At 70.0% G+C, this 22,492-nt stretch carries 25 protein-coding genes and 3 pseudogenes; 10 read left to right on the top strand and 18 right to left on the bottom strand.

All coding sequences use genetic code 11. The features are described 5' to 3' along the window. Position 1: 1 nt before the first annotated feature. The 12 genes and pseudogenes from ACFV9H_RS09660 to ACFV9H_RS09605 form a co-directional block, all read right to left on the bottom strand. Complete coding sequence (locus ACFV9H_RS09660; RefSeq protein ID WP_385395709.1) at positions 2 to 2,281, bottom strand: NHLP family bacteriocin export ABC transporter peptidase/permease/ATPase subunit; 2,280 nt, start codon at positions 2,279 to 2,281, stop codon at positions 2 to 4. Then, complete coding sequence (locus tag ACFV9H_RS09655; protein ID WP_385395707.1) at positions 2,278 to 3,084, bottom strand: HlyD family efflux transporter periplasmic adaptor subunit; 807 nt, start codon at positions 3,082 to 3,084, stop codon at positions 2,278 to 2,280. Before ACFV9H_RS09655 ends, ACFV9H_RS09660 begins: the two co-directional genes overlap by 4 nt. A 115-nt stretch (positions 3,085 to 3,199) precedes the next feature. Then, on the bottom strand, positions 3,200 to 3,439 hold the full coding sequence (locus ACFV9H_RS09650) for a hypothetical protein (RefSeq protein WP_385395705.1): 240 nt from the start codon (positions 3,437 to 3,439) through the stop codon (positions 3,200 to 3,202). 445 nt (positions 3,440 to 3,884) lie between these two features. Then, a pseudogene (locus ACFV9H_RS09645) lies at positions 3,885 to 4,113 on the bottom strand (alpha/beta hydrolase); the annotation flags it as partial. Between the two features lie 9 nt (positions 4,114 to 4,122). After that, on the bottom strand, positions 4,123 to 4,875 hold the full coding sequence (locus tag ACFV9H_RS09640; protein WP_385395702.1) for a DUF72 domain-containing protein: 753 nt from the start codon (positions 4,873 to 4,875) through the stop codon (positions 4,123 to 4,125). Between the two features lie 162 nt (positions 4,876 to 5,037). Continuing rightward, complete coding sequence (locus ACFV9H_RS09635) at positions 5,038 to 5,493, bottom strand: transglycosylase SLT domain-containing protein (RefSeq protein ID WP_385395700.1); 456 nt, start codon at positions 5,491 to 5,493, stop codon at positions 5,038 to 5,040. A gap of 429 nt (positions 5,494 to 5,922) precedes the next feature. Further along, complete coding sequence (locus ACFV9H_RS09630) at positions 5,923 to 6,069, bottom strand: DUF6461 domain-containing protein (RefSeq protein ID WP_385395698.1); 147 nt, start codon at positions 6,067 to 6,069, stop codon at positions 5,923 to 5,925. A gap of 916 nt (positions 6,070 to 6,985) precedes the next feature. Then, positions 6,986 to 7,327 (bottom strand): hypothetical protein, encoded by a 342-nt coding sequence (locus tag ACFV9H_RS09625; RefSeq protein WP_385395696.1) that lies wholly within the window; start codon positions 7,325 to 7,327, stop codon positions 6,986 to 6,988. Beyond that, a complete protein-coding gene (locus ACFV9H_RS09620; protein WP_385395694.1) occupies positions 7,324 to 7,536 on the bottom strand; it encodes a hypothetical protein in 213 nt (70 codons plus the stop codon). The genes ACFV9H_RS09625 and ACFV9H_RS09620 overlap by 4 nt, the downstream gene beginning before the upstream one ends. A gap of 188 nt (positions 7,537 to 7,724) precedes the next feature. Then, positions 7,725 to 7,964, bottom strand: coding sequence for a hypothetical protein (locus tag ACFV9H_RS09615; RefSeq protein ID WP_385395692.1), 240 nt, complete (start codon positions 7,962 to 7,964; stop codon positions 7,725 to 7,727). Positions 7,965 to 7,990: 26 nt separating this feature from the next. Then, entirely contained in the window at positions 7,991 to 8,632 is a 642-nt protein-coding gene (locus ACFV9H_RS09610) for a CE1759 family FMN reductase (protein WP_385395689.1), read from the bottom strand. Continuing rightward, positions 8,629 to 9,729: an LLM class flavin-dependent oxidoreductase gene (locus ACFV9H_RS09605; protein WP_385395687.1), complete on the bottom strand. Its 1,101-nt coding sequence runs from the start codon at positions 9,727 to 9,729 to the stop codon at positions 8,629 to 8,631. Before ACFV9H_RS09605 ends, ACFV9H_RS09610 begins: the two co-directional genes overlap by 4 nt. A gap of 262 nt (positions 9,730 to 9,991) precedes the next feature. Between ACFV9H_RS09605 and ACFV9H_RS09600 the strand changes: the two genes are divergently transcribed. Then, the gene (locus tag ACFV9H_RS09600) at positions 9,992 to 10,363 is read left to right on the top strand and encodes a hypothetical protein (RefSeq protein ID WP_385395685.1); all 372 of its coding nucleotides are present in this window, start codon (positions 9,992 to 9,994) and stop codon (positions 10,361 to 10,363) included. A 101-nt stretch (positions 10,364 to 10,464) separates the two neighbouring features. Here ACFV9H_RS09600 and ACFV9H_RS09595 read toward each other — a convergent pair whose 3' ends face one another. Beyond that, positions 10,465 to 11,298, bottom strand: coding sequence for an NAD(P)H-binding protein (locus ACFV9H_RS09595; RefSeq protein WP_385395682.1), 834 nt, complete (start codon positions 11,296 to 11,298; stop codon positions 10,465 to 10,467). 128 nt (positions 11,299 to 11,426) lie between these two features. Between ACFV9H_RS09595 and ACFV9H_RS09590 the strand changes: the two are divergent. After that, positions 11,427 to 11,687: pseudogene (locus ACFV9H_RS09590) on the top strand (methyltransferase domain-containing protein); the annotation flags it as partial. Positions 11,688 to 11,768: 81 nt separating this feature from the next. Here the strand turns inward: ACFV9H_RS09590 and ACFV9H_RS09585 are convergent. Then, positions 11,769 to 11,945, bottom strand: a pseudogene (locus tag ACFV9H_RS09585) (PQQ-dependent sugar dehydrogenase); the annotation flags it as partial. Positions 11,946 to 12,356: 411 nt separating this feature from the next. On the opposite strand from ACFV9H_RS09585, the gene ACFV9H_RS09580 reads away from it, so the two are divergent. After that, a complete protein-coding gene (locus ACFV9H_RS09580; RefSeq protein WP_385395679.1) occupies positions 12,357 to 12,518 on the top strand; it encodes a hypothetical protein in 162 nt (53 codons plus the stop codon). Positions 12,519 to 12,686: 168 nt separating this feature from the next. Here the strand turns inward: ACFV9H_RS09580 and ACFV9H_RS09575 are convergent, their stop codons facing one another. Next, a complete protein-coding gene (locus ACFV9H_RS09575) occupies positions 12,687 to 13,304 on the bottom strand; it encodes a hypothetical protein (protein WP_385395677.1) in 618 nt (205 codons plus the stop codon). Positions 13,305 to 13,701: 397 nt separating this feature from the next. On the opposite strand from ACFV9H_RS09575, the gene ACFV9H_RS09570 reads away from it, so the two are divergent. From ACFV9H_RS09570 to ACFV9H_RS09555, 4 genes are all read left to right on the top strand, one after another. After that, positions 13,702 to 14,007 carry a DUF6247 family protein gene (locus ACFV9H_RS09570; RefSeq protein WP_385395675.1) on the top strand — a complete coding sequence of 102 codons (306 nt, stop codon included), beginning with the start codon at positions 13,702 to 13,704 and terminating at the stop codon, positions 14,005 to 14,007. Beyond that, positions 14,004 to 14,267: a hypothetical protein gene (locus ACFV9H_RS09565; protein ID WP_385395673.1), complete on the top strand. Its 264-nt coding sequence runs from the start codon at positions 14,004 to 14,006 to the stop codon at positions 14,265 to 14,267. Before ACFV9H_RS09570 ends, ACFV9H_RS09565 begins: the two co-directional genes overlap by 4 nt. Positions 14,268 to 14,417: 150 nt before the next feature. Then, complete coding sequence (locus ACFV9H_RS09560) at positions 14,418 to 15,590, top strand: glycosyltransferase (protein ID WP_385395671.1); 1,173 nt, start codon at positions 14,418 to 14,420, stop codon at positions 15,588 to 15,590. Between the two features lie 335 nt (positions 15,591 to 15,925). Then, positions 15,926 to 17,206: a serine hydrolase domain-containing protein gene (locus tag ACFV9H_RS09555; RefSeq protein ID WP_385395668.1), complete on the top strand. Its 1,281-nt coding sequence runs from the start codon at positions 15,926 to 15,928 to the stop codon at positions 17,204 to 17,206. A 190-nt stretch (positions 17,207 to 17,396) separates the two neighbouring features. On the opposite strand, the gene ACFV9H_RS09550 is transcribed toward ACFV9H_RS09555, so the two are convergent. Next, positions 17,397 to 17,771 (bottom strand): hypothetical protein, encoded by a 375-nt coding sequence (locus ACFV9H_RS09550; protein WP_385395665.1) that lies wholly within the window; start codon positions 17,769 to 17,771, stop codon positions 17,397 to 17,399. Between the two features lie 498 nt (positions 17,772 to 18,269). Further along, a complete protein-coding gene (locus ACFV9H_RS09545) occupies positions 18,270 to 18,722 on the bottom strand; it encodes a MerR family transcriptional regulator (protein WP_385395662.1) in 453 nt (150 codons plus the stop codon). Between the two features lie 109 nt (positions 18,723 to 18,831). Here ACFV9H_RS09545 and ACFV9H_RS09540 point away from each other — a divergent pair, with 109 nt between their 5' ends. Continuing rightward, positions 18,832 to 19,662 (top strand): oxidoreductase, encoded by an 831-nt coding sequence (locus ACFV9H_RS09540; protein ID WP_385395659.1) that lies wholly within the window; start codon positions 18,832 to 18,834, stop codon positions 19,660 to 19,662. Positions 19,663 to 19,756: 94 nt separating this feature from the next. Here the strand turns inward: ACFV9H_RS09540 and ACFV9H_RS09535 are convergent, their stop codons facing one another. Continuing rightward, positions 19,757 to 20,215: a nuclear transport factor 2 family protein gene (locus tag ACFV9H_RS09535; protein WP_385395656.1), complete on the bottom strand. Its 459-nt coding sequence runs from the start codon at positions 20,213 to 20,215 to the stop codon at positions 19,757 to 19,759. 251 nt (positions 20,216 to 20,466) lie between these two features. Here ACFV9H_RS09535 and ACFV9H_RS09530 point away from each other — a divergent pair, with 251 nt between their 5' ends. Both ACFV9H_RS09530 and ACFV9H_RS09525 read left to right on the top strand, forming a co-directional pair. Next, complete coding sequence (locus ACFV9H_RS09530; RefSeq protein WP_385395654.1) at positions 20,467 to 21,006, top strand: ArsR/SmtB family transcription factor; 540 nt, start codon at positions 20,467 to 20,469, stop codon at positions 21,004 to 21,006. Positions 21,007 to 21,023: 17 nt separating this feature from the next. Further along, entirely contained in the window at positions 21,024 to 22,289 is a 1,266-nt protein-coding gene (locus ACFV9H_RS09525; RefSeq protein WP_385395952.1) for an MFS transporter, read from the top strand. Positions 22,290 to 22,492: the final 203 nt, after the last annotated feature.

Raw genomic sequence — 22,492 nt, 5'->3', positions numbered from 1 at the left:
TTCAGTGCTCCCTGACCAGTTCGGCGTAAGGGCCCTGAGAGGCGGCCAGGTGCTCGTGCCGCCCGCGTTCCACGACCGTGCCCCGGTCGAGCACCACGATCTCGTCGCTGTCGCGCACGGTGCTCAGCCGGTGGGCGATGACCACGCAAGCGCATCCGCGGCGGCGTAGGTTGTCGATGATGACCTGCTCGGTCACCGCGTCCAGGGCGCTGGTCACCTCGTCGAGGACCATGACGCTGGGGCGGCGCACCAGCGCCCTGGCGATCTCCAGGCGCTGGCGCTGGCCCCCGGAGAAGTTGCGGCCGTCCTGCTCGACACGGCTGTGGATGCCACCGGGACGACGGGCGACCACGTCGTGGACGGCGGCGTCCTCCAGCGCGGCGACGACCGCGTCGTCCGGGATGGAGGGGTCCCACAACGTGACGTTGTCGCGGACGGTTCCTTCGAAGAGGAAGACGTCCTGGTCGACGAAGGAAACGGAGGCGGCCAGCGTGCTGCGCGGGATGTCCTCCAACCGCATCCCGTCGATGCGGATGGCCCCTTCCCAGGGGGTGTAGAGGCCGGAGATCAGCCGGGAGACGGTGGACTTCCCGCTGCCGGAGCCTCCGACGAGCGCGACCTGCTGTCCGGGGCCGACCGAGAGCGAGAAGTCCTTGAGCAGCGGGGCGTCCAGCGGGCTGTAGCCGAAGGTGACGTGGTCCAGCTGCACATGACCCTTGAGGCGGCGGGTGCCGGCGGCGGGCTCGTGCCGCGAGTGGACAGGGTCGACGGGAAAGTTCTCGACGTCCTTGAGGCGGGCCACGTCGGCCGCGAAGTCCTGGATCCGTCCGGCGACGCCGCCCAGCCGGGAGATGGGCGCGGTGAAGCTGGTCACCAGGGCCTGGAAGGCGACGAGGAGACCGATGGAGAGGTGTCCTTCCACGGCCCGCAGGCCGCCGATCATCAGGATCAGCGCGCTGTTGAGCGCCGCCAGGGTGGGCGCGACGATCGCCAGCCAGGCGCTGGGCACACCGAGCCGCTGCTGCACGTCGAGCGTGACCGCGTGCTGTCCGGCCCAGCGGCGGAAGAAGCCGTTCTCGCCGCCCGTGGCCTTCATCGTCTCGATGAGCTGGAGACCGCTGTAGGACGTGTTCGTCAGCCTGGCGCTTTCGGCCCGCAACTTCTGCGTGCCGGTGGCCCGCAGGCGGATCACGATCCGCATGGCCGCGACGTTGAGCAGCGCCACAGCCACGCCGACGAGGGTGAGTTGTGGGTCGTACGTCCACAGCAGCACCGCGTAGAGCACGACCACCGCGGCGTCCACGCCCGCGGCGGCCAGGTCACGCGCGAGGGTCTCGGCGACGGCGTCGTTGGACTGGAGACGCTGGACCAGGTCGGCGGGGTTGCGCTGGGAGTAGAACGTGACCGGAAGTCTGAGCAGGTGCCGCAGGAAGCGGGCACTGCCCAGGGTGGAGGAGATGATCCGCCCGCGCAGCAGATTGGCCTGCTGCAGCGCGGTGAGCGTCGCGGTGAGCACCAGGGTGACGGCCATCGCCGCGAACAGCACGCCCAACAGGGACGTCTGCTCCCCGATGAGGAACAGGTCGATGTACGTGCGGCTCAGTGCCGGCACCGCCGCACCTACCGCCACCAGCAGCAGGCTGGAGATCACGGCGGCGGCCATGGTGCCCGAGGTGCCGCGCAGGCGGGCCGGCAGGGCGCCCAGGACGCCCGGTTTGCGGCCGCCGCGGCGGAAGCCGTCGCCGGGCTCGAAGGTGAGCACGACACCGGTGAAGCTGCTGTCGAAGTCGTCCATGGGAACGAACCGACGACCATGGCCCGGGTCGTTGACGTACACGCCCTTGCGGCCGAGCCGGCGACCCGTGCCGTCGTAAACGACGTAGTGGTTGAACTCCCAGAAGAGGATGGCCGGGGCGCTCACCTCGGCGAGCGCGGCCAGGTCCATCTGCATGCCCTTGGCTTTCAGCCCGTAACCGCGGGCGGCCTTGAGCAGGTTGCCGGCGCGCGAGCCGTCGCGGGAGACGCCGCAGGCGATGCGCAGCTCCTCGAGGGGGACGAAGCGGCGGTAGTGGCCGAGCACCATGGCCAGGGCGGCGGCCCCGCACTCCACCGCCTCCATCTGCAGCACGGTGGGGGTGCGTACGGTCCGGGGCGTCCTGCCCTTGGGGGCGGGGGCGGGCCTGCGGCGCGTGCCGCCCTTGGGCTCGGGGCGGTGGCGCCTGCGCCCGGCGGGGGGCAGTGGGGGTGCCGGCAGCGGTGCCCTCGTCTGCGGCGCGGTCACGGCAGCAGCCAATCGACGGGGCGCTGCGCGGCGAGGTGGACGGCTCCGGTGACCGGCGTCATCGAGTCGACGGCGTACGGGGGTCCGTCGGCGGAGGACCACTGGTAGCCGGACTTGGTGGCGGAGGAGCGCTCCAACTCCACGAGCACCGCGACCGGGTTGCCGTGCCGGGAGAACTGTCCGGCGAGCCCGCTGTCGCCGAGGAAACCGCTGATCTGCGCTTGTGTCTGGGGCGCGCGGCCGACCGCTGTGACGCGGCCGCGGAGCACGCCGAACCGGTGCTGGGGAACCGACTGGACGCTCAGGTCGACCGGGGCGCCCACCGGGATCGTCGAGCCTGCGCCGCCCGGCACGTACAGCATGGCCACCAGGGGGTCGTCCAGGCTCTCCACACGTTCGACCGTCGCCACATCCGCGCCGGTCGTCACGACCGAACCGACTTTGGCGACCAGTGTCGTCAACCGGCCTCCGGCCACCGCGCGTACGGTCCGGTCACCCTGGTCGGTACGGACGGTGAGCAGGGGCGCGCCCGCGGGCAGAAGCCGGCCCTCCTCGGCGAGGACGCCGGTCACCTGTCCCGCGACCGGACTCTGCAGCACGTAACTGCCTTCGGCGTGGGTGAGGATGCCGGGTGCGGTCAGCCGGGAGGACACGGTGCCGGTGAGGGCCCAGAAGCTCGCGGCGGCCATGACGAGGACGGTGACGGCCAGTACGAGCCGCCCCTGCGGGCGCGCGAAGCGTACGGGCAGATCGAGTTCCTCGGGCGATTGCAGCTTGGAAAGAGCCTTTTGGCGAAACTGCACGGACTATTCCTTCAACTGCATTCGTTTCGGTCGGACATGCGGGAAACGCGGGCGACGCGGGCACCCATGAACCCGGAGCCGTGGGGGATGCTCCGGGTTCATGGGGTCATCCCGATCAGAGACCGGCGCGACCGGTGTTCACCGAAACGCCGGTGATGCCGGAGACCAGGCCAGGGACATTGGAAACGAGACCGGTCGCGGCCTGGACGGTGTTGAGGGAGCCCACGAGACCCACCACGTCGCTGACATCGCTGCTCACGGCGCCGGCCAGGCCGCCGGACACGCTGATGATGCCGCCGGAAACAGCGTCCAGCTCGTCGTCGGCGATCTCACGGGTCTCGATGTCGTTACGCATGATGCGCACCTTTCATTTGTCGGGGGGATTGTGCGGCACCCCGGCAGCCAGAAACTCGGCCACCATTCCTGCAAGGGGTGCGGCGGGCAAGATGAAAGCACGCGAACGGGCCGCCCAGCCAATCCGGTTGACCACCCTTCAGGGAGAGACGGACACGTCGAACGACCGGTGTGCAGCTTCATTCACCGAATAGCGGCAACTTCTCCGCAAGATCGAGTAACAGATACGGGCGACCCGCCGTCCTCATGGAACCTAAAGGACAAACACACACGAACGACACGAGAAAAGTCGGCCATCTTGAGAAACTGTGAGGACCGATCACCCCGTCGCGCACACGATGTGGAGGTCTCCCGAAGACGCGTGGCGTAACCGACTCATCACACCGAGTGCGCTCCGCCCGCGCCTGGAGCCGGCGGGCCAACGAGCAGGTCGGGGAAGTTCAGGTGCCGAGGGTGGTACACCCCGAGTACCCGACCCGGCCGCCGATCTCGGGCAGCGCAAGGAGGGCGTCCGGGGTGGTCGGCCAATCCGGGACCGCCATCGACCGGCTCCCCGGCCTGCATCGCCCGGCGGAGCTCGGCGCGAGCCTGCTCGTCGGCGGCGGAACGGGGACGGTCACCGCACCCGGAGGCGTCGATGGTGGCCAACGGGTAGCCGTACGCCGCAGAGCACCGGGGCTGCCGTCACGGGTGGGGGTGACGAGCCGGCCGCGGTGCTCCCACGAGCCGGATGAACGCCTGTGCGTCGGTCACGGCCGCTCCGCCGGCATCGTTGTTGAAGTAGGCGAACACGTCAGCGTCGCCGGGCCAGGTGTCGGCGATCCGTTCCGCCCAACTACGCAGGGCGGTCCTGCCGTACCGCGGCCAGGGGTGGGCGCGGCCCTCGTGGAAGCGGACGTAGCCCCAGGCGGCGGTGCGCCAGAGCGGTGTCACGGGCCGCGATCCCCGGTCCGCCCAGCACAGGGCCGCGCCGCGTTCGGTCAGCACCGATCGCACCTCCGGGCTCCACCACGACTCGTGACGGGGCTCGACGGCAACACGAACACCGGCGGGGAAGCAGGCAAGGCAGCGGTCGAGCGCCTCCGGGTCGCCGCGCAGCGTGGGCGGGAGTTGCAGCAGGACCGGGCCGAGCCGGTCCGCGAGGGAGGCGGCGTGCGCCATGAGCCTGTGGACCGGTTCGGCCGGGTCGCGCAGGCGCTTGATGTGGGTGAGGAATCGGCTCGCCTTCACGGCCATCAGGAAGCCGGGCGGAGTGCGCTCGCGCCACTGGGCGAACGTTTCGGGCGACGGCAGGCGATAGAAGGCGTTGTTGCTTTCCACGGTCCGGAAATGCAGCGCGTACTCTTCCAGCCACAGGCGCTGCGGCCGGTCCGGGGGGTAGAAGACGCCCGACCAGTCCTGGTACTGCCACCCGGAGGTGCCGACAATCACGGCCATACCGTTCGCCTGCCCCTGGGCGGTCCGTCCACACCCGCCCGGGCCTGCCGGTGAGGCCGGTTCGCTGCGCCGACCCGGTACGTCCGGACCGCATACGCAAAGACGCCCGGCGGGGAGGTCCCTGCCGAGCGTTTTCGTGCGTCTGCTGCTGGTGTTGGTGGCTCAGTACCAGTGGTTGGCGGACCAGAAGTTCCAGGCCTCGACCGGGCTGCCGTAGCGCTCGTTCATGTAGTCCAGGCCCCACTTGATCTGGGTGGCCGGGTTGGTCTTCCAGTCCGCGCCCGCGGAGGCCATCTTCGACGCCGGCAGGGCCTGGACCAGGCCGTACGCGCCGGAGGAAGCGTTGGTCGCGGTGTAGTCCCAGCCGCTCTCGTGCGAGATGATCTTGTCGAAGGCGGCGAACTGGGCCGGGTCCTTGATCATCTGCTGCGCGATCGCCTTGGCGCTCATCGGGGCGGCCTGCGCGGGAACCGCGGCAAGCATGGAACCGGCGACGCCCAGGGCGAGGACGGTACCCGCGAGGGTCTTCTTCGAGGCGGCGATGCGGCGGATGACGGCGTTGGACACGGATTGACCTTCCGAAGGCGACAAGGGCGGTCGCGGGCATGCCGAAGACATGCGTGAGCCACTCACGCGAAGGAGAGGGGTTCGTCGGCGGCGGGTGAAACACCCTGCCGCCCTGCGACTCATCCAGTTCTACAGACGCACCCACCCCCTGGCAACGAGCCCGCTTACTAGCGGCCCTCGCAGCCGGGGCGGAACGACCCCCTCGGGCCCGGGTCGCGGTTTCCGCAGCTGACGGGCGGCGCAAAGGGGGTGCACAGGGGGCGGTAAAGGACTACTAGCCCGGTTCGTATGTGACCTGGGTCCTGTGGGACGGCTCACCGCCGCAGGCCCCGAATCTCACCCTCTGTCGCCGTCCGTACCCCTTTCGGGGGCGTGGTCGAGCCCGCCTCGGACCCTGGAATCGAAGGAGACGGGCGCATCGAAGGCGTTGACGTTGACGAAGTGGGAGACCCAGCTCGCCCCGGCGGAGGCCGGCAGGACTCATTCTTCGGTGACCCCGAGGTAGCCGTTTGGCTCGATGAGCAGCGTCCAGGCGCCGACAGTCGTCATGCCGATCAACTGGCGGGCACCATCCTCAAGGTCGTACCGGGCGAAGGCGGCGTCGACGACTTCGGCTATGCCCTGCAAGGGAGCAGCCAGTCGTCCTCGAACCACGCGTAGTCCGCTCCGGTCTTCGTCATGCCGCCCATCCTCGCCCGCGGGTCTGACAGCGGAGAAGGCCGGCCGACGGGGCGGGAAACGATCTCCGCCGGTTCGGGAAGCGACCCGCCCCTGCTCGCGGTGCCACCGGGCAACATTCTGACCGGGCGCTGCCCCCGTGGGCGTGGTGGTGGGGCGGGTGCGGGCCGCTGCCGGGGAGACCCGTACCCGGGAAGGGGCGCCGACGGTGGCACCGTCAAGGAATGGAGGGTCGCCTCCACGAGGCGGCCCACCCGGGCGGAGCCCGGACCCTCCTTCCAGGAGGTGTCGATGGCCAGGCGGTTCAGGTGCCGGCCGGCGGCCTTGGCGCCGTCGCTCTCGTCGATCTTCTGCTTGCGGGCAGCCAACAGCGGCCACTTGCGGGGTCGACCAGGAGGCCCGCTTTCCCCCTCGCGGGCGGCGCCCACGGATCGACGGACTCCCGCACCGGCGGCGCGGCAAGCACCACGGCGGAGCGGCACCCGGCACGGGAGCGGGGATCCGGGCGACGTCGATCCCCCTGGAGTCGCGGCTGCCCATCGCGGCCGCGATGTCCGGCCAGGCCGGCGAGGCCGGGATCGCGACGCGGACCAGGCGGCCCTCGGGCATCGTCGGTCGGCGACGACCTGATGGACCCCGGCCGTCATGCGACCGATCCGCGGCGGGAAAACCGCCAGGTATTTCGTGGGCGACGAGCCAGGCGACTACTTCATGCCGGTCAACTGCGGGTGTCCGTACCGCCGGTCGGCTCGGGGAAGGGGAAGTCGGCGTGCGCCCCGGCATCACCGGGCTGTTCACGGTGTGGGGATCGTCGCATGCCGCCCCCGATCGGCTGACCGGCGTCCCGGACAAGCGGGCTGTGCCTCTACCTGGCCATGAACGTCAGGTAGTCGTTGGTGCCGGCTTCAAGGATTCCTTCCCTGGTCAGTTCCCACAGGTGAGCGGTAACGGTGTCGACGTCGACATTGAAGCCGTAGCTGTTGAGCCACTGCGTGAGGGTGCCGGGCTGCTGATGTGTGTGTGCTCTGTCCTTGAACCACGTGAGGGCGGCATGCTGCCAGGCCGGCGGGGCCGCTGTGTCGGCCGTGGCCTCGGACCGGTCGTTGACGCTCTCGGCGAGGTGGAGAATCGCGGCGATGATCCCCCTGGTGTCAATGTTGCGCGTGTCGCGAAAGACAGCGAGTGCATGCGCGCGGTAATCCGTCATGGTGCCTCCTGTGCGGTGCGCTGCTGGTCGGGCCGGCGGAGTTCCTCGACTGCCTTGAAGACGATGTCGGCCGGGTCTTCGACCGGGGTCAGGTCGAACCATTCCCCGCCGGCCCTGTCGGCCTCGAACTTGACGTGGAGCGCCTTCTCGTAGTCACCCCTCCACCTCCAGGACCTCTGCGAGGATGTCCGTAGCCTCGAAGACAACACTAATGAGCAACTTCCGTTACATATAAGGGATTTGAGTCAAATCTGAGGTTCCGTAAGACACCTGCGCCCGGAGGTTCCGGGCAGGGCCAACGCGACCCGCGCTTCAGCAGGCCCGAAGTTCTTCGCGGTGGCGGCCCGGTTCCCGGGGTCGGCCGGCAAGTTCCGGCCGCCGCGGTGGACTGCGTGGCTCAGCAGGTGAAGGTGCCGGCGAAGGCGTGGGCGGCGTACGGCCGGCAGGCCGATCGGATCAAGCGGCATCGCAAGGAGACCCGGCTGCGTGTGGGTTCCAGGCGTACGGCGACGAGGACCAGGAACGGCCCGCCGGCCGGGTGGCTCGCCGCTTGGCTGTGCCCGGTGGAGTCGTCGCGGGACCGGCCGGCCGCCGCGGTGGCGGCCCGCTGCCGGAGCGCGTGCGGAGCGATCGGCACGGCCGGCCTTCCCATGAGCGGCCGGGCTACCGGGCCCTCAGCGCAGCCAGCCGCTGTTCGAACGGCACCACCTCGAGGCCGTCCGCCGGATCGACCGACGTGATCGCCCCCGTCAGCGAACGGGGTGCGATCGCGGCGGCGGTGTCGACGTTCGGGGCGGCGGGTGCCATGTGGCGCGCCAGCTCCGCTCCCGCACGGGCGATCCGCTGCGCCAGCCCCGACTCGCCCCAGTCCTCCGAGGCCGCGTACACGGCGGTTGGCAGGACGAGCGCACGCAGGTAAGTGAACAGGGGCCGCAGAGCGTGTTCGGTGACCAGAGAGTGCCGGGCTGTGCCGCCGGTCGCACCGATGAGGACCGGTTTCCCGGTGAGGGCGTCCTTGTCGATGACGTCGAAGAACGACTTGAACAGGCCGCTGTACGACGCGGCGAAAACCGGCGTCACGGCGATCAGGCCGTCCGCGGCCGCCACCGCGTCGAGCGCGGCGGCCAGTCGGGCGGGCGGGAAACCGGTGACGAAGTGCTGGGCGATCTCCGTCGCCAGTTCCCTCAGTTCGATCACTTCAGGCTCGGCGTCCACGTGGCCGAGCGTCGCTGCCGTGAGGCGGTCGGCGAGCAGGCGGGTCGAGGAGGGCGAGCTCAGCCCGGCTGAGACGACGATGAGCTTCATGCCCGTGTCTCCTGCTTCGTGGTGCCCTGGGCCGCCGCCACGCGGGCGGAGTGCGTCGGTGCGTCCGGCACGCCGGCCGGGCGCAGGTTCGCGAATTCCTTGCGCAGCACCGGCACGACCTCCTCGCCGAGCAGGTCGAGCTGCTCCAGGACGGTCTTCAGGGGCAGGCCTGCGTGGTCCATCAGGAAGAGCTGGCGCTGGTAGTCGCCGGCGTAGTCCCGGAAGGACAGGGTTCGCTCGATGACCTGCTGCGGCGAGCCGACGGTCAGCGGCGTCTGGGAGGTGAATTCCTCCAGGGAGGGGCCGTGGCCGTACACCGGGGCGTTGTCGAAGTACGGACGGAACTCGCGCACAGCGTCCTGCGAGTTCTTGCGCATGAACACCTGGCCACCGAGTCCGACGATGGCCTGCTCGGGGGTGCCGTGCCCGTAGTGGGCGTAGCGCTGCCGGTACAGGTTCACCATCTGCTTGGTGTGGTCGGACGGCCAGAAGATGTTGTTGTGGAAGAAGCCGTCGCCGTAGTAGGCGGCCTGTTCGGCGATCTCGGGCGAGCGGATGGAGCCGTGCCACACGAACGGCGCGACGCCGTCCAACGGGCGTGGGGTGGACGTGAAGGACTGCAGCGGGGTGCGGAACTTACCCTTCCAGGTGACGACGTCCTCGTCCCACAGCCGGCGCAGCAGCGCGTAGTTCTCGACGGCGAGGTCGATGCCGTCGCGGATGTCCTTGCCGAACCAGGGGTAGACCGGACCGGTGTTGCCGCGGCCCATCATGACGTCGACACGGCCGTCCGCGACGTGCTGGAGCATCGCGAAGTCCTCGGCGATCTTCACCGGGTCGTTCGTGGTGATCAGCGTCGTCGACGTGGAGAGGATCAGCGACTCGGTGCGCGCGGCGATGTAGCCGAGCATCGTCGTCGGCGAAGAGGGGACGAACGGCGGGTTGTGGTGCTCGCCGGTGGCGAAGACGTCGAGGCCGACCTCCTCTGCCTTCTGCGCGATGGCGAGCATCGCCTTGATGCGCTCGTGCTCGCTGGGCGCGCGCCCGGTCGTCGGATCAACCGTGACGTCACCGACTGTGAAGATCCCGAACTGCATGACTCCCCTTCCCGAGATTGTTTAGGATTCAACCATACTCTCGAACCGGAGACGGGCCTGAGGTATTCCCGATGCGACGCGGAGCCTTCGTCGTCGGCAGGGACCTCATCCCCGGCGAGCGCTTGCGGGCCAACATGGACGACAGCGGAACGGGCTCTGGCACAGATCTTGTGGCCGTTGACCGTGTGCCTCACCCGTGACGGCTGCCACGAGGACACGGCCGGCACTTCGCGGTGGAGCTCCACCAAGCGAAGATCGCTCCATGGACCACGTCATCGACCTCGACCAAGCTGCCGCCGAGATCACCGCGCGCCTTCCCGCCTGGACCGCGTCCGGACTCAGCCCCCGCCCGATCACCTGGCGGGACGAGGCCGCTCTCTGGCCTCAGCGGTTGGAGACCGACCGGGTCCTGGTCGCCGTGCCGGATTCGATCGGCCTATGCATCCTGGGCGCCGACGGTTGGACCGAAGTGCGCCTCGTCCTGTACCGGGGCGGCTGGGCAGACCTCGACGCACTGACCGACAACGAGGTCACCACCGAATGCCCGCGGATCACCACCCCGGAAGAATTCGGCAACCTCCTCGACTCCTCCGTCACACACTTCCTCGGCGCCGGCCGGCGTGCGGCCGACTGACCCGGGACACACCAGGCGTTCCCACCACGAGCAGCTGGGGAATCACGTGACCGTCCACACCCGCGACAGAGCCGACGAAAACGCACTGAGGCCCAGGCGATTCACTGGAAGGCGGCGGCGTTCTCTGAAGCCCACTGCCGGAACGGCCGGGCCGGGGTTCCGGTGACCTGTGAAACCGTGTCACGCACCGTCAGCAGTTCGTCGTTGACATCTCCCCCTGTGACGTCGAGCACCGCGTCTGCGGCCTCCTCCCCGAAGACCGCGGCCATCAGTGCGCGGGCCTGCCGGCGGCTGATCTCGGCGAAGGGCACCTCCCGACCCAGCGCTGCCGCGATCGTCTCGGTCTGCTGCCGAGCGGTCACCGGCTCTGGGCCGGTCAGGGCGTACGTGCGCCCCTGATGGCCGGGCTCGGTCAGCGCCACCCGTGCCACCGACGCGATGTCCGCGGGGTGGATGGTCGGCAGTGCGGTGTCCGCGTACGGCGCGCGTACGGTCTCGTGCTTGCGGATGGAAGCCGCCCACATCAGGGCGTTCGAGGCGAACTGCGTCGGTCGCAGGATCGTCCAGGCCATGCCGCTTTCCTTGAGCAGCCGCTCCACCGCCAGGTTCTCGCCGGCGGGGCCCAAGTGCGGATGGGTCTGGACGGTAATCGACGACACCAGCACCACGTGCTCCACACCCGCCTGCCGAGCGGCTTCGAGGATGTCGGCGTCCGAACCCAAACGCGACACAAGAAAGAGCGAACGCACCCCCTCCAGCGCGGGCTTCAACGACGCCGGCTCCGCGAAGTCGCCCTCCATGGCCTCGACCCCGTCAGGGAAGGTCGCCTGCGCGGTATTACGGGTGAGCCCCCTCAGCGGCCCGGCACCGCATGCGTGCAGCTCCTTCAGCAGTGCACTGCCTATGTTTCCGGTGGCACCGGTTACGAGGATCATGAGCGCTTTTCTCCCGCCGTCAGGTGATCAACTGGCTGGAGAACACGCTAGAAGCTCAATCACACTTCAGGTCAAGCGGAAGCCGGTTGGAGGCTGGCGATCCTCCGGGGCGTCAGTAGTCTCGGGCCATGCCTGAGATGCCTGTGGCGCACTTCTACGATGAGCTCGCGGACGACTACCACCTGATCTACTCGGACTGGGACGCGAGCATCCGCCGGCAGGGGGAGGCCTTGGATGCCCTGATCGGCCTGGATCGCGCGACGGTGCTCGACTGCTCCTGCGGCATCGGCACGCAGGCCATCGGCCTGGCGCTGCGCGGGCACCATGTCACCGGGACCGACCTCAGCCCCCGCGCCGCCGCCCGCGCCGGCCGTGAGGCCGTCCGGCGGAGCCCCACGGGAACGGGAAGATCGCGGCCAGAACGCCTGGGGGTTCGTCATGCCCTCGGTGGTGCAGGGACCTGAGCAGGTGGGCCGGCCGTAGTTCTTGCCAGGTTCGATGAGGTTGAGCTCATCCACGTCGGTCGGACCGGTCTCGGACGCCCACAGGTGGCCCTGCCCGTCCCAGGTCAGCCCCTGCGGATTGCGGTGGCCGTAGGAGTAGACGTAGGTGCCGAACGAAGCCGCCGACTCGGCGGGGCTGCACACACAGCTGTCACCAGCGGGGTAGGTCTCGATGCCGCCCCGCCGGCGGGACCCGTCGACGCCGGACTTCGTAGCGTGCTTCTACGGCTGGGCCCTGAGCAACCGGGCGGCCTTCATGCCGACCCGCGGCCGCGACACTGCCCGGGCTCAACGCGCCGAATGTCGGCGACCGGACGCTCGCCTGGATCTGGGAGCGCTCCGACTGCTTCAACCGGTATCGCGGCACCGACTGGATGCAGGCACCGTGCCGCAGATGTCCGCAGCGCGAAGGACTTCGACGGATGCCGGTGTCAGGCCTACGCGATCACCGGCGACCCCGCCCCCGGCGAGTTCGAGGCCGAAGGCGTTCGGCGCGGGCTGCGCGGCAAGCGCCTGTGGCGCGTTCCCGTCAGCGGGACCACGCTGGGTACCCCGGTGGCGCACTTCAAGGACGTGTACGGCCGGCTGCGCACCGTCGAGAAGGTTCCCGGTAAGAACGCATTGTGGCCGGCCACGACCAACACCGACCGCAACGGCGGGCAGCCCGACGGTGCGGACAAGGTGCCGGAGGTGGCGCTGACAGCACCGGCCGGCTGAGCCCGGCGCGTTCTCCAGCCGGCCGTAAAGCGGCCGATCTCCACCATCGGGTTTCCGCCGGAGCGGGACTGACCGGGCGTGCGAGACGCCGACTGGAGATCGCTTCCCGCCGACCGACCCGCGGTCGGTCGGCGTGTTACAGACTCCCCGGAGCAGGTGAGCGCCGCCTCAGCCGAGCTTCCACTCGCCGGTCGCGCCTGAAAACTTGCTGTCCGGGGTGAATTCGATCCGGGCGAGATGGGCATCCTCCGGAATCTCCATGACCACGTAGCCCGTGGCGCTCTGCCCTGGCGCGAGCTCGAGCTCGACGTTCGGTGCGATGGCAGGCCCTGCGGAAATCGTGGGGAACACGTACGAGCCCACCTGCCGGCCGGTATCCGTCCAGCCCCAGACACAGTTGCTCGGAGCGTCCTCGTACTGCGTCTGGCCGGAGTTGACCAGCCGGAGCTTCAGCCCCACGTACTTCATCCCGGAGTCGAGCCGAGAGTCGCCTCCCACCCCGCATGCGGGGTCCACGACCTCCAGGAACGCCACGGTCACCTGCTCCCCGGGAGCCTGGCCCTTGATGGTCAGCGCGTTGCCGAGCGTCGTCACCTGCTCGGCAACGGGCAGGCTGAGTTGGGGAGGGTCGCTCTTGGCGGGGCCTGCCGGGGGCGAGGGCGACTGGCAAGGCTGCGTCGGGGCCGAGGACACCGCTTGCGGGTCTCCGCGCCCAGCTGACGAGCAACCGGCCATGACCGTCAGCAGAGCGAAGACCATCGGTATGACGCGTCGGGGTGCATGCACGTGCGCCACTGTGGCATCACCACCATCAAGTCGCAAACCCCTGCTCACCAGGCCCTGAGCCGCGACCGAGCCCAGGCCTGGCGGCGTCTGGAGCAGATCAGGAAGTGTCTGCCGCGGCCGGCCGCCGACGCACCGTTCGTGATCCCGGGGACCCGTAGGTCGGCCGCCTCGATGCGCTCCTGCACGGCTCCTGGATCGCTCGACGATCAGGCGGGGCCGGGGGTCAGCCGTTGCGGGCGGACTTTGCCGCGCGAGCTCAGCGAGGCGGTCCAGTCGTTCGTAGAGGGCACGAACCAGACACTGCCCGCTGCCCGGTGAAGACGTATGAACGCCGAAGTCCTCTCTCGGCCGCCGTGGCGGCGGCTACCGTAGCGGTGAGAGCCTGCAGGAGGAGCCCATGAGCGCCCAGCCCGAGCACACACCCGTCCCGACGTACGCGCCCGCACCCGGCGCCCCGGCCGAACTGCTCGCGCAGCTGCACGCCGACCACCGCGCCCCACGATGGGTGCCGGCCTTCGAACAGGAGTGGACGGCCGCACTGGAGGAGTCCCGCCGGACGTACTCCCTCGCCACGCTGTACGAGGTCCTCCAGGACTGGCAGGCCCGCCTCGTCTCCGCCCCGACAGTCGACGCGTTCGCCACCTCCGGCCGCGACGACTCCGGGTTCGTGGAACCGGAGCAGATCCGCAGAAGGCACCGGTGACCGAACAGCCGCCGTACGCGGTCCGCCTCTCCCCGCAGGCCGCGAAGGTCGTGACCGCCCTGCCCGATCACGCCGAAGAGACCGTGTGGGACGTCCTGGACACCGCGGCCGCCGGGCCGTGGGGCTTCCGCCAATGGGACACCGGCGACCCCGAGGGCGAGGACGTCCGCATCGCCTCCGTCGGCCGGCTGTCCGTCATCTACTGGATCAACCGACCCCTGCGCCACCTGTCCGTCCTGGACGTCGTCTGGCTCGGATAGCCACCCCTGCCCGCGCCCTGGCCGACGGGGGTGTTGTCCACCCGTGATGCCGTCGGGGTGGCAAGCTCCGCTGACGACACGGTCGACGTCGGACAGGCAGGGCCTGACCCGGAACGGCTCGTGGTTCCCGCAGGCAGTACGGTTGCCCGCATGGACGTTTCCTCGCTCCCGCGTTCCTTCCGACTGCTCGTGACGGGCGGAGGGACCGGCGGTCACACCTACCCGGCCCTGACGGCGGTCCGTACCCTGCAGGGCCGTCTCGCGGCCTCGGGCAGAACGTTGGACGTCCTGTGGATCGGGACGGCCGATGGGCTGGAAGCGCGTGTCGCTCCGGCGGAGGGCATCGCGTTCAAGACGGTCGCCACGGGGAAGATCCGCCGCTCGGCGAACCCGCTCAAGATGCTGTCCGCAGCGAACGTGAAGGACATGGCGCGGGTGCCGCTCGGTGTGGCCCAGGCGCGGGCGATCGTGTCCGAGTTCCAGCCGGACGTCGTGCTCGCGACGGGCGGGTACGTCGCGGTCCCCGCCGGTCTTGCGGCGCGGCTGTGCCGGCGGCCGCTCGTCCTGCACGAGCAGACCGTTCGGTTGGGGCTCGCCAACCGGAAGCTGGCGAGTTCGGCCACGCGGATCGCGGTGTCCTCGGAGTCCTCGCTGGCGCTGCTGCCGGCCGAGGTGCGGGAGCGCGCGGTCGTCACGGGCAACCCGGTCCGCCCGGAGGTCCTGACCGGTCACGGCGACAAGGCCGTGCACGCGCTGGACCTCACCGGGTTCGACCGGCGCCTGCCCACGGTCTACGTCACCGGCGGGGCGCAGGGTGCCCAGCAGATCAACGGCGTCGTCCGGGACGTCCTCCCGTGGCTCCTGGGCCACGCGAACGTGATTCACCAGTGCGGCCCGGCGAACGTGGACGAGCTGCGTGTCGCCGCCGCCGGTCTGGGCCCGGCCCTCGCCGGCCGGTACCACCTGACCGGATTCGTCGGGGCGGAGCTGCCCGACGTCCTGGCGCTGGCCGATGTCGTGTTGTCCCGCAGTGGGGCCGGCACCCTGGCCGAGTTGACCGCGCTGGGCAAGCCCGCCGTGTTCGTACCGCTCGCCACCTCGGCCGGGAACGAGCAGGCGCACAACGCCCAGCACCTGTCCGACGCCGGGGCGGCAGTCGCGCTGCTCGGCGAGGTCACCCCGCAGACCCTGCAGAACGCCATCGGCCCGCTCCTGACCGATCCTGCCCGGCGGACGGCGATGGCGGAGCGGGCTCGTGCGTACGGGAGGCCGGACGCCGCGGACCGGCTCGTGGACGTGCTCCTGTCCGCCGCGTCCGGCTGACCCGTCCCCCGCAGGGGGTACCTGAGGAGCGCGACGGCAGCACGCACGCTCGACCGGGTTCGACGACCTCGGTGTAGGCCTGCGGGTTCTTGCCGAGCGGGTCGCGTGCGTCCCGGGGGCGCGGGCGCTCCTGCCCACTTGTCTTGGATGGGCAGACTCACGGGGGCGTGTTCCTCCTCCCCATGACCGGCCCAACTACCGCCTCATCACGGGGGACACGGTCTAAGCTCTTGATCGTTCCGGCTGCCAACCAGCCATCTTCCCCGATGACTCGGCGGCTGCGGACCCTTGTTGTCCGGGACCGAGTGAGTCGAGGAAGACACGTGCTCCTGCCCATGAACCGACGTATGGCCGTCAGCGCCGCCCTGCTTGCCGTGATCGCCGGGGTGGGGCCGGCCACCACCGCCCACGCCTCGCCCGGCCTGCGCGCCGGCGGCCCCCCGGGTGTCGCACGGACCTCGGCGCCGGCCCTGCCGGCGCCCGACCTCGAGGCCCTGGTCCAGGCGTTGACGAACACGACCGCGGCCGGGGCCCCCGGCGCGATGGCCCGTTTCACCGGCCCGGACGGCGTGCAGGGCAAGACGGTGGGCGTGCGCGACAAGACCACCGGCGCCGCCATGGACACCAAGGCCCGTTTCCGGATCGGCAGCGTCACCAAGACGTTCTCGACCGTCGTGCTGCTGCAACTCGTCGCCGAGAAGAAGATCGAGCTGGACACCTCGGTCAACCACTACCTGCCCGGGCTGCTGCCCGACGACCGGATCACCGTGCGCCACCTGCTCACCCACCGCAGCGGGCTGGCGGATTACACAGACGCCATGTTCGCCGACACCGTGCCCGGCTTCGAGGCGGTGCGCAACAAGGTGTTCGGCTACGAGGAGCTGGTCAAGCTCTCGCTCGGCGAGCCGCGCACGACGGAGCCCGGCGTGTCATACAAGTACTCGAACGCCAATTTCGTCGTCGTCGGCATGCTCATCGAGAAGGTGACCGGGCACCCGATCGCCAAGGAGTACGACCGCCGCATCATCAAGCGCCTCGGACTGCGCAACACCTCGTACGTACACCCCGGGAGGGAGATCAAGGGGCTGCACGTCCACGGCTACCTCACCCCGGACGAGGCCGGCGCACCCCTGGTCGACTCCACCGAGCAGACGGTTTCCTGGGCTCAGTCCGCCGGCGCGATGATTTCGAACCCGGCCGACCTCAGTACCTTCATGTCCGCGCTGCTGAGCGGTCGGCTGCTGCCGACCGCTCAGTTGGACGCGATGCTGACGATGACCCCGACGGACACGACCAACACCCGCTTCTACGGTCTGGGCCTGCGCCGCTACGACCTCTCCTGCGGCACGTCCGTGTACGGGCACACGGGCACCGTGCAGGGCTTCTACACCTACGCGTTCACCACCCGCGACGGCAAGCGCAGCCTGACCGCCATGGCCAACACGTCGAATCGGGGGCAGGCGAACACGGCCCTGGGCGGGACCCTCGAAGCGGCGTTCTGCGGCAAGAAGCCCGCTGTGGCGACCGCGCGCGGCTTCTCGTCCGTCCTGAACGCCCCGTCCTCCGCGGTCGCGACCCCGGCCGAGGCCGACCTGCCGGAGCACAACGCGCGCTGATCCACCGGCGGCGGCCCGCGGGCACCGCGGCCGCGGCCGCCGCCGTGCGCTTGCCCACGTCGCCGGGGACCTGGCGGCGCGGGCCACGGACTCCGCGGGGTCCTTGCCGCTGCGGGCCCCCCGGTCTGCGCGCTCGGCGACGCGGCGTCGCAGGGGCCGAGGCCGTGGACGGCGACGACGACGTTGACGTCTAGGACGGGGCTTGGCGTCGGGGGAGGAATCGGCGCAGCCGGCCGCCGCGGCGCTTCGCGGCGAGCGGCCAGGGGCTGTGGGATTCAAGCTCGTCGGCCAGCCGGGACAGGAAGGCGCGGAACTCGGCTTCGCCGAATGGCTCTTGACCGTCGTACGGGTCGAACGTGCTCGCCAACGGTGTGTCCGTGGCCAGCACCGCCCGCAGCGCCGCCACCTGCTCGGCAATCGGCCGGTCGTAGAACGGTTCGACCTGCATGGCCGTCGCGTACCGGCGCACCAGCTCCTCGTCGAGCGCCGCGCCGCCCTCCCGGTACATCGCTTGATACAGGATGCAGTTGACCAGCCCGAACGCCCATGCCCCCACCACAGCCATCGCCGCGTCCCCCTCCGACTGACAAACGACAGACTTGACCGAAGGCAATCAAACCAGCTGCCATCTGCGATGTTCCCCACGGACTCGGGAACATCAAGGTCACCGGGCTTCGTGTCCAACTCCCCCTGGTTCGCGAGCGCTACGAGCGGTATCTGGGCCGGCCGATCTCCGCAGAGGGGCCGGTCACGCTCCTGACCAAGGCCGACCTCTCGGATTTGCTGCCGGGTGAGGATCCGCCCACACTCCCGGCGCTCGTCGCCTGCACAGTTGCCGTCCCCGACATCCCTCTGGTGCGCGCGCTGCTTGCAAAGAACGGACTTCCCGTGCGCGAGACGGCCCGAGGGGAGATCTTCGTTCCGGCCGAAGCAGCCCTCGGTGCAGCTCTGATCTTCCGGGAGACCCAACAGAAGGCGTAGGTGTGTGTTGTTCGGACAGGCTGCGCGTGTGGGCTGTGGCCCTGGCCGAACGGCCGACGCCACACAGGTCGCGATCGGACGATCACGTGCCCTCCGGCGGACGGCACTCCTGGTGAGTGCCGGCCCGTTCGGCATCCGGGTGGGACGGGTTCCACAGCCGGTCGGCTTCACCGCGGGCGACATGGTCCTCGTAGATGCGCACCTTGTGCCGCATCACGTCCAGGGCGTCCTGAAGCTCGCGGATCTGCGTCTCCACGTGGTTTTCGTGTCGGCGCAGCAGGTCAAGTCGTTCGTGCTCGTTGCCCGGGCCCTGACGGACCAGCTCGATGTACTGCCGGATCATCGCCAGGGACATGCCGGAGGAGCGTAGCTTCGTACAGATGGCCAGCCACTCCAGGTCCTCTTCGTGGTAGATCCGGCGGCCGTTGGACAGGCGGCGCACCGGGTTGGCGAACAGGCCCTCCCGCTCGTAGAAGCGCAGCGCGTGCACGCTCAGCCCACTGCGTTGTGCCACCTCACCGATGCTCAGGTCCATGAGCGTCCCTCCCACACAGTTGTTGATCTAGACCCGACTCTAGGTTCTAGCGTTGCGGTGTCGGCCCATCGGGCCATCGGGCCATCGGGCCATCGGAACAGGGGAGAACATGAGCGTTTGGTTTGTCACCGGGGCATCGCGTGGGCTCGGGGCGGAAATCACCCGGGAGGCGCTGGACCGAGGTCACAGCGTGATCGCCACAGCGAGGGATGCGTCAGCGGTGCTCCGGGCGTACCCGCAAGAGCCGGACGGAAGACTGCTGGCGGTGGACGCGGACGTGACCGAACCAGAGCAGTTGATAGCCGCGGTGGAGGCCGGCCTGGCAAGATTCGGGCGGATCGACATCGTGGCCAACAACGCCGGTTACGGCCTCGTGGGCGCGATCGAGGAGACCTCCGACAAAGCGGTCCGGGACCTGTTCGACGTCAACGTCTTCGGCGTGCTCAACACGTTGCGGGCGACTCTGCCGACGTTGCGCGCCCAGCGCTCCGGGCACGTCCTGAACATCGGCTCCGTGGGGGGCTTCGCCACGGCGCCGGCGGTGGGTTTGTACGGCGCGTCGAAGTTCGCGGTCGAGGGGATCTCCGAGGCGCTGCACGGCGAGCTGGCCCCGCTCGGTGTCCGCGTCACGATCGTGGAGCCGGGCGGGTTTCGAACTGACTTCCTCAGCAAACTGAGCATGCGGGTCGAGCCGGCCTCCATCACTGACTACGCCGCCGGCGCGGGGCCGGTGCGCGAGGCACTGGCCGGCAACGACGGCCGCCAGCCGGGCGATCCGGTGAAGGCGGCGAAAGCCATCGCCGACATCACGGAGGTCGCCGAGCCGCCGCTGCGCCTGCAGCTGGGCGCGGACGCGATCGAGCGCGTCGAGGCGAAGCTGGATCTGGTGCGCCGTGAACTTGACCAATGGCGCCACGTGGCACTCTCCACCGGAACCTGAGAAGCCGTCTGCCTGTTGGACCGTCGGTTCGAACGCGCGGATCCCGCACGCACTCCCCCGTGAGTTCGCCACGCGGGGAGGGCCGCCTGCGCCCTCACGGGGCGCAGGCCTCGGCGATCGACAGGCTGTTCTCGTAGAGGTGGTGTCGGGTGATCCGACCGCCCTCGACGGTGAGGTGCACAGCGAACGGGCCCTCGAACGACCTTCCCGTCGCGCGTACGGTCCCCGACAGGTGCCCCATCAGGACGGCGTCGGTGCCGTCGACGAGGAAGGTGTCGACGGAGGCGTGCGCGTCCTCGGGGACGGTGTGCTCCATCAGCTCCGCGAACTGGGCTGCGCATTCGGCGGCGGTGGACCGCGGGCGGATCCACGGGACGGTGGGGTTCTCGGCAAGCAGCCAGTCGACCTCGTCGGCGAAGAGCCCGACGAGCCGCCCGGTGTCCCCGGCCATCCGGGCGGCGAGGAACTCGTGCACGACGGCACGGGTGGCCTCGGCGACGGAACTCGCGGTGGGGACTGAACTCGCCGTGGTGGCGGGTGACTCGGCGGACATGGCGCTCTCCTCGCGGCTGCGGTCGTGATCCCGGCGGGTGCCGGACGATGCGTTCGATCCTGCCGGTGGAAGAGAGAGCGGTCGATTACCCCGGGGGTAATGAGCAGGCGCTCGATCGCTCCGCGAGACGTCTCCGCCATCGATGCGTCGTGTCCTGTGCCGACGACTCAAGGGCTCGTGAACGGCCGATTCCGGAAGCCCGAACCAAAAACCCCTTGCCCAATGGTCAAGAAGTGTTGACCATTGGGGGCATGCCTACCGATGATCTTCCCGAGACGTTCCACGTCACCACTGACGAGCAGCTACGCGCCGTTTCCAATCTCACGCGTCACCGGATCATGGCCGTGCTCCGCTTCGAGCCCGCGACGATCACGCAGATCGCCGAGCGAGTGGGCCTCGCGAAGGGGAGTTCCAGCTACCACGTACGCCTCCTCGAACGGGCCGGCCTGGTGAAGGTGGTACGAACGCGGAAGGTCCGCGGGGTCACCGAGCGGTACTACGCGATGGCCGCGCGGGCGATCGTGCTGCCGGATCCGGGCGAGGGAGGCCCGGATGTGCTGATGCGGCACGCGGTGGCGGATCTGGAGGCAGCGCCGGCGGATGGCGAGCGGCACGTGCGGATGGCGCATCTGCGGCTCACCGATGAGCAGTTCGCGGAGCTGGGGGCGCGGCTGCAGGCACTGGCCGACGAGTACCGGGAACTGTCCGACCCGTCGCTGCCGGACGCGTCACTCGTCTTCGCACTGTTCCACCCGGCGCGGCGCGTGCAGGCCGAAGGGAGCGCCAAGTGACCACAGACATTGGGAAGTTGCCGTCCGGATTCGGACGGCTGTGGACCGCGCAGACGGTGTCCTCGCTCGGTGACGGGGTCATGCATGCCGCGTTGCCGCTGCTCGCGCTGACGTTGACGCGGGATCCGATGGCGCTCGCCGTCGTCACGGCCGCCGGAACGCTGCCGTGGCTGCTCTTCGGGGTGCTCGGCGGTGCGCTGGTGGACCGCTGGGACCGTCGGCGCACGATGTGGGTCACGGACGCGGCCCGCGCGGTGCTGCTCGCGATACCGGCGGCAGCGGCCGCGCTCGACGTGCTGAGCATTCCCCTGCTCGCGGCCGTCGCGTTCCTGCTCAGCCTCGGCGGACTCTTCTTCGACACGGCCGCCACGGCCTATCTGCCGGATCTGCTCGGCCGCGACCCCGCGCTCCTGGAGCGCGCCAACTCCCGCCTGCGCGGCACCCAGACCGCCGCCTCCGGCTTCGCCGGACCCCCCGCCGGCAGTGCCCTGCTCGCGCTCGGGCGGGCGGTTCCGCTGCTCGCCGACGCGGTCTCGTTCGCGCTCTCCGCACTGCTCGTACGGTCGCTGCCTGCCGTACCCCGGCCCGTACCGCAGGCCCGTGAGTCGCTGCTGCGGCAGGCGCGGGCCGGCGCCTCGTACGTATTCCGGGATCGGTTGCTGCTCGGACTCGCGCTGCGTCCGGCGGTCGGGAACATCGCCTTCGTCGCCATGGAGACCGTCCTCGCCCTCTTCGCCCACGACCGGCTCGGCATCGACACCTTCGGCTTCGGGCTGCTCCTCACGGCGGAGGCCACCGGCGGTCTGCTCGGCGCGGGCATCGCCTCCTTCCTCGGCCGACGACTCGGCACCGGCGCCGCGCTCACCTGCACGGCCGCAGTCGAGGGCCTCGCCATCCTGGGCCTTGCCGCCGCTCCGAACCCGTACGTCGCCGGCCTCGCCCTCGCCGTCTGCGGAGCGGGCGTGGGTGCCACGATGGTGCTCGCCCCCTCCCTCCGGCAGACGATCGTCCCCGCCCATCTGATGGGCCGGGTCGCCTCCACCTCCCGCATGCTCGGCATGTGCGCCGCCCCGTTCGGCGCCCTCCTCGGCGGCTGGCTGGCCACCACCTACGACGTGCGCACCCCGCTCTACACCGCCGCCGGCCTCCTCCTCACCATGACCGCCGTCACGTCGACCATGACCAGCAACCGCCGGGTTGAGGCGGCGCTGCGAGCCGCCGGTCAGGCCGATGATCCAGATCACCCGAAATCCTCGGATCCCGTTCGGGAAGGTGCCATTTAAGGCTCCGCGCCACCGCCTCGCTCATCACCCAGGGCAGCATCGCGCTGACCCTCGTCGGCGGCGTCGCGGCGGGCTTCGGCCCGCTCATCGGCGGCCGGGTGCCGCCCCCCCCATTACCTTCTTGGTGGCCCCGCAATGGGGCGTCCGGCCTCCGGAGTTGGCATGACTTTCTCCCCCTGTCGAACGCATGGCCTGGGGGGTGG

This window comes from Streptomyces sp. NPDC059874 (genome assembly GCF_042731135.1).
Lineage (GTDB): Bacteria > Actinomycetota > Actinomycetes > Streptomycetales > Streptomycetaceae > Streptomyces.
The sequence above is the reverse complement of the archived record's forward strand: the minus strand, read 5'-3'. Positions and strand labels throughout refer to the sequence as shown.

Coding starts and splice junctions, on each gene's coding strand:
- ACFV9H_RS09635 (WP_385395700.1), bottom strand. CDS start 5,493: ATGTCTTCGGCATGCCCGCGACCGCCCTTGTCGCCTTCGGAAGGTCAA.
- ACFV9H_RS09550 (WP_385395665.1), bottom strand. CDS start 17,771: ATGGCTGTGGTGGGGGCATGGGCGTTCGGGCTGGTCAACTGCATCCTG.
- ACFV9H_RS09600 (WP_385395685.1), top strand. CDS start 9,992: ATGGACCACGTCATCGACCTCGACCAAGCTGCCGCCGAGATCACCGCG.
- ACFV9H_RS09540 (WP_385395659.1), top strand. CDS start 18,832: ATGAGCGTTTGGTTTGTCACCGGGGCATCGCGTGGGCTCGGGGCGGAA.
- ACFV9H_RS09530 (WP_385395654.1), top strand. CDS start 20,467: ATGCCTACCGATGATCTTCCCGAGACGTTCCACGTCACCACTGACGAG.
- ACFV9H_RS09560 (WP_385395671.1), top strand. CDS start 14,418: ATGGACGTTTCCTCGCTCCCGCGTTCCTTCCGACTGCTCGTGACGGGC.
- ACFV9H_RS09595 (WP_385395682.1), bottom strand. CDS start 11,298: ATGATCCTCGTAACCGGTGCCACCGGAAACATAGGCAGTGCACTGCTG.
- ACFV9H_RS09625 (WP_385395696.1), bottom strand. CDS start 7,327: ATGACGGATTACCGCGCGCATGCACTCGCTGTCTTTCGCGACACGCGC.
- ACFV9H_RS09610 (WP_385395689.1), bottom strand. CDS start 8,632: ATGAAGCTCATCGTCGTCTCAGCCGGGCTGAGCTCGCCCTCCTCGACC.
- ACFV9H_RS09545 (WP_385395662.1), bottom strand. CDS start 18,722: ATGGACCTGAGCATCGGTGAGGTGGCACAACGCAGTGGGCTGAGCGTG.
- ACFV9H_RS09535 (WP_385395656.1), bottom strand. CDS start 20,215: ATGTCCGCCGAGTCACCCGCCACCACGGCGAGTTCAGTCCCCACCGCG.
- ACFV9H_RS09640 (WP_385395702.1), bottom strand. CDS start 4,875: ATGGCCGTGATTGTCGGCACCTCCGGGTGGCAGTACCAGGACTGGTCG.
- ACFV9H_RS09650 (WP_385395705.1), bottom strand. CDS start 3,439: ATGCGTAACGACATCGAGACCCGTGAGATCGCCGACGACGAGCTGGAC.
- ACFV9H_RS09605 (WP_385395687.1), bottom strand. CDS start 9,729: ATGCAGTTCGGGATCTTCACAGTCGGTGACGTCACGGTTGATCCGACG.
- ACFV9H_RS09555 (WP_385395668.1), top strand. CDS start 15,926: ATGAACCGACGTATGGCCGTCAGCGCCGCCCTGCTTGCCGTGATCGCC.
- ACFV9H_RS09570 (WP_385395675.1), top strand. CDS start 13,702: ATGAGCGCCCAGCCCGAGCACACACCCGTCCCGACGTACGCGCCCGCA.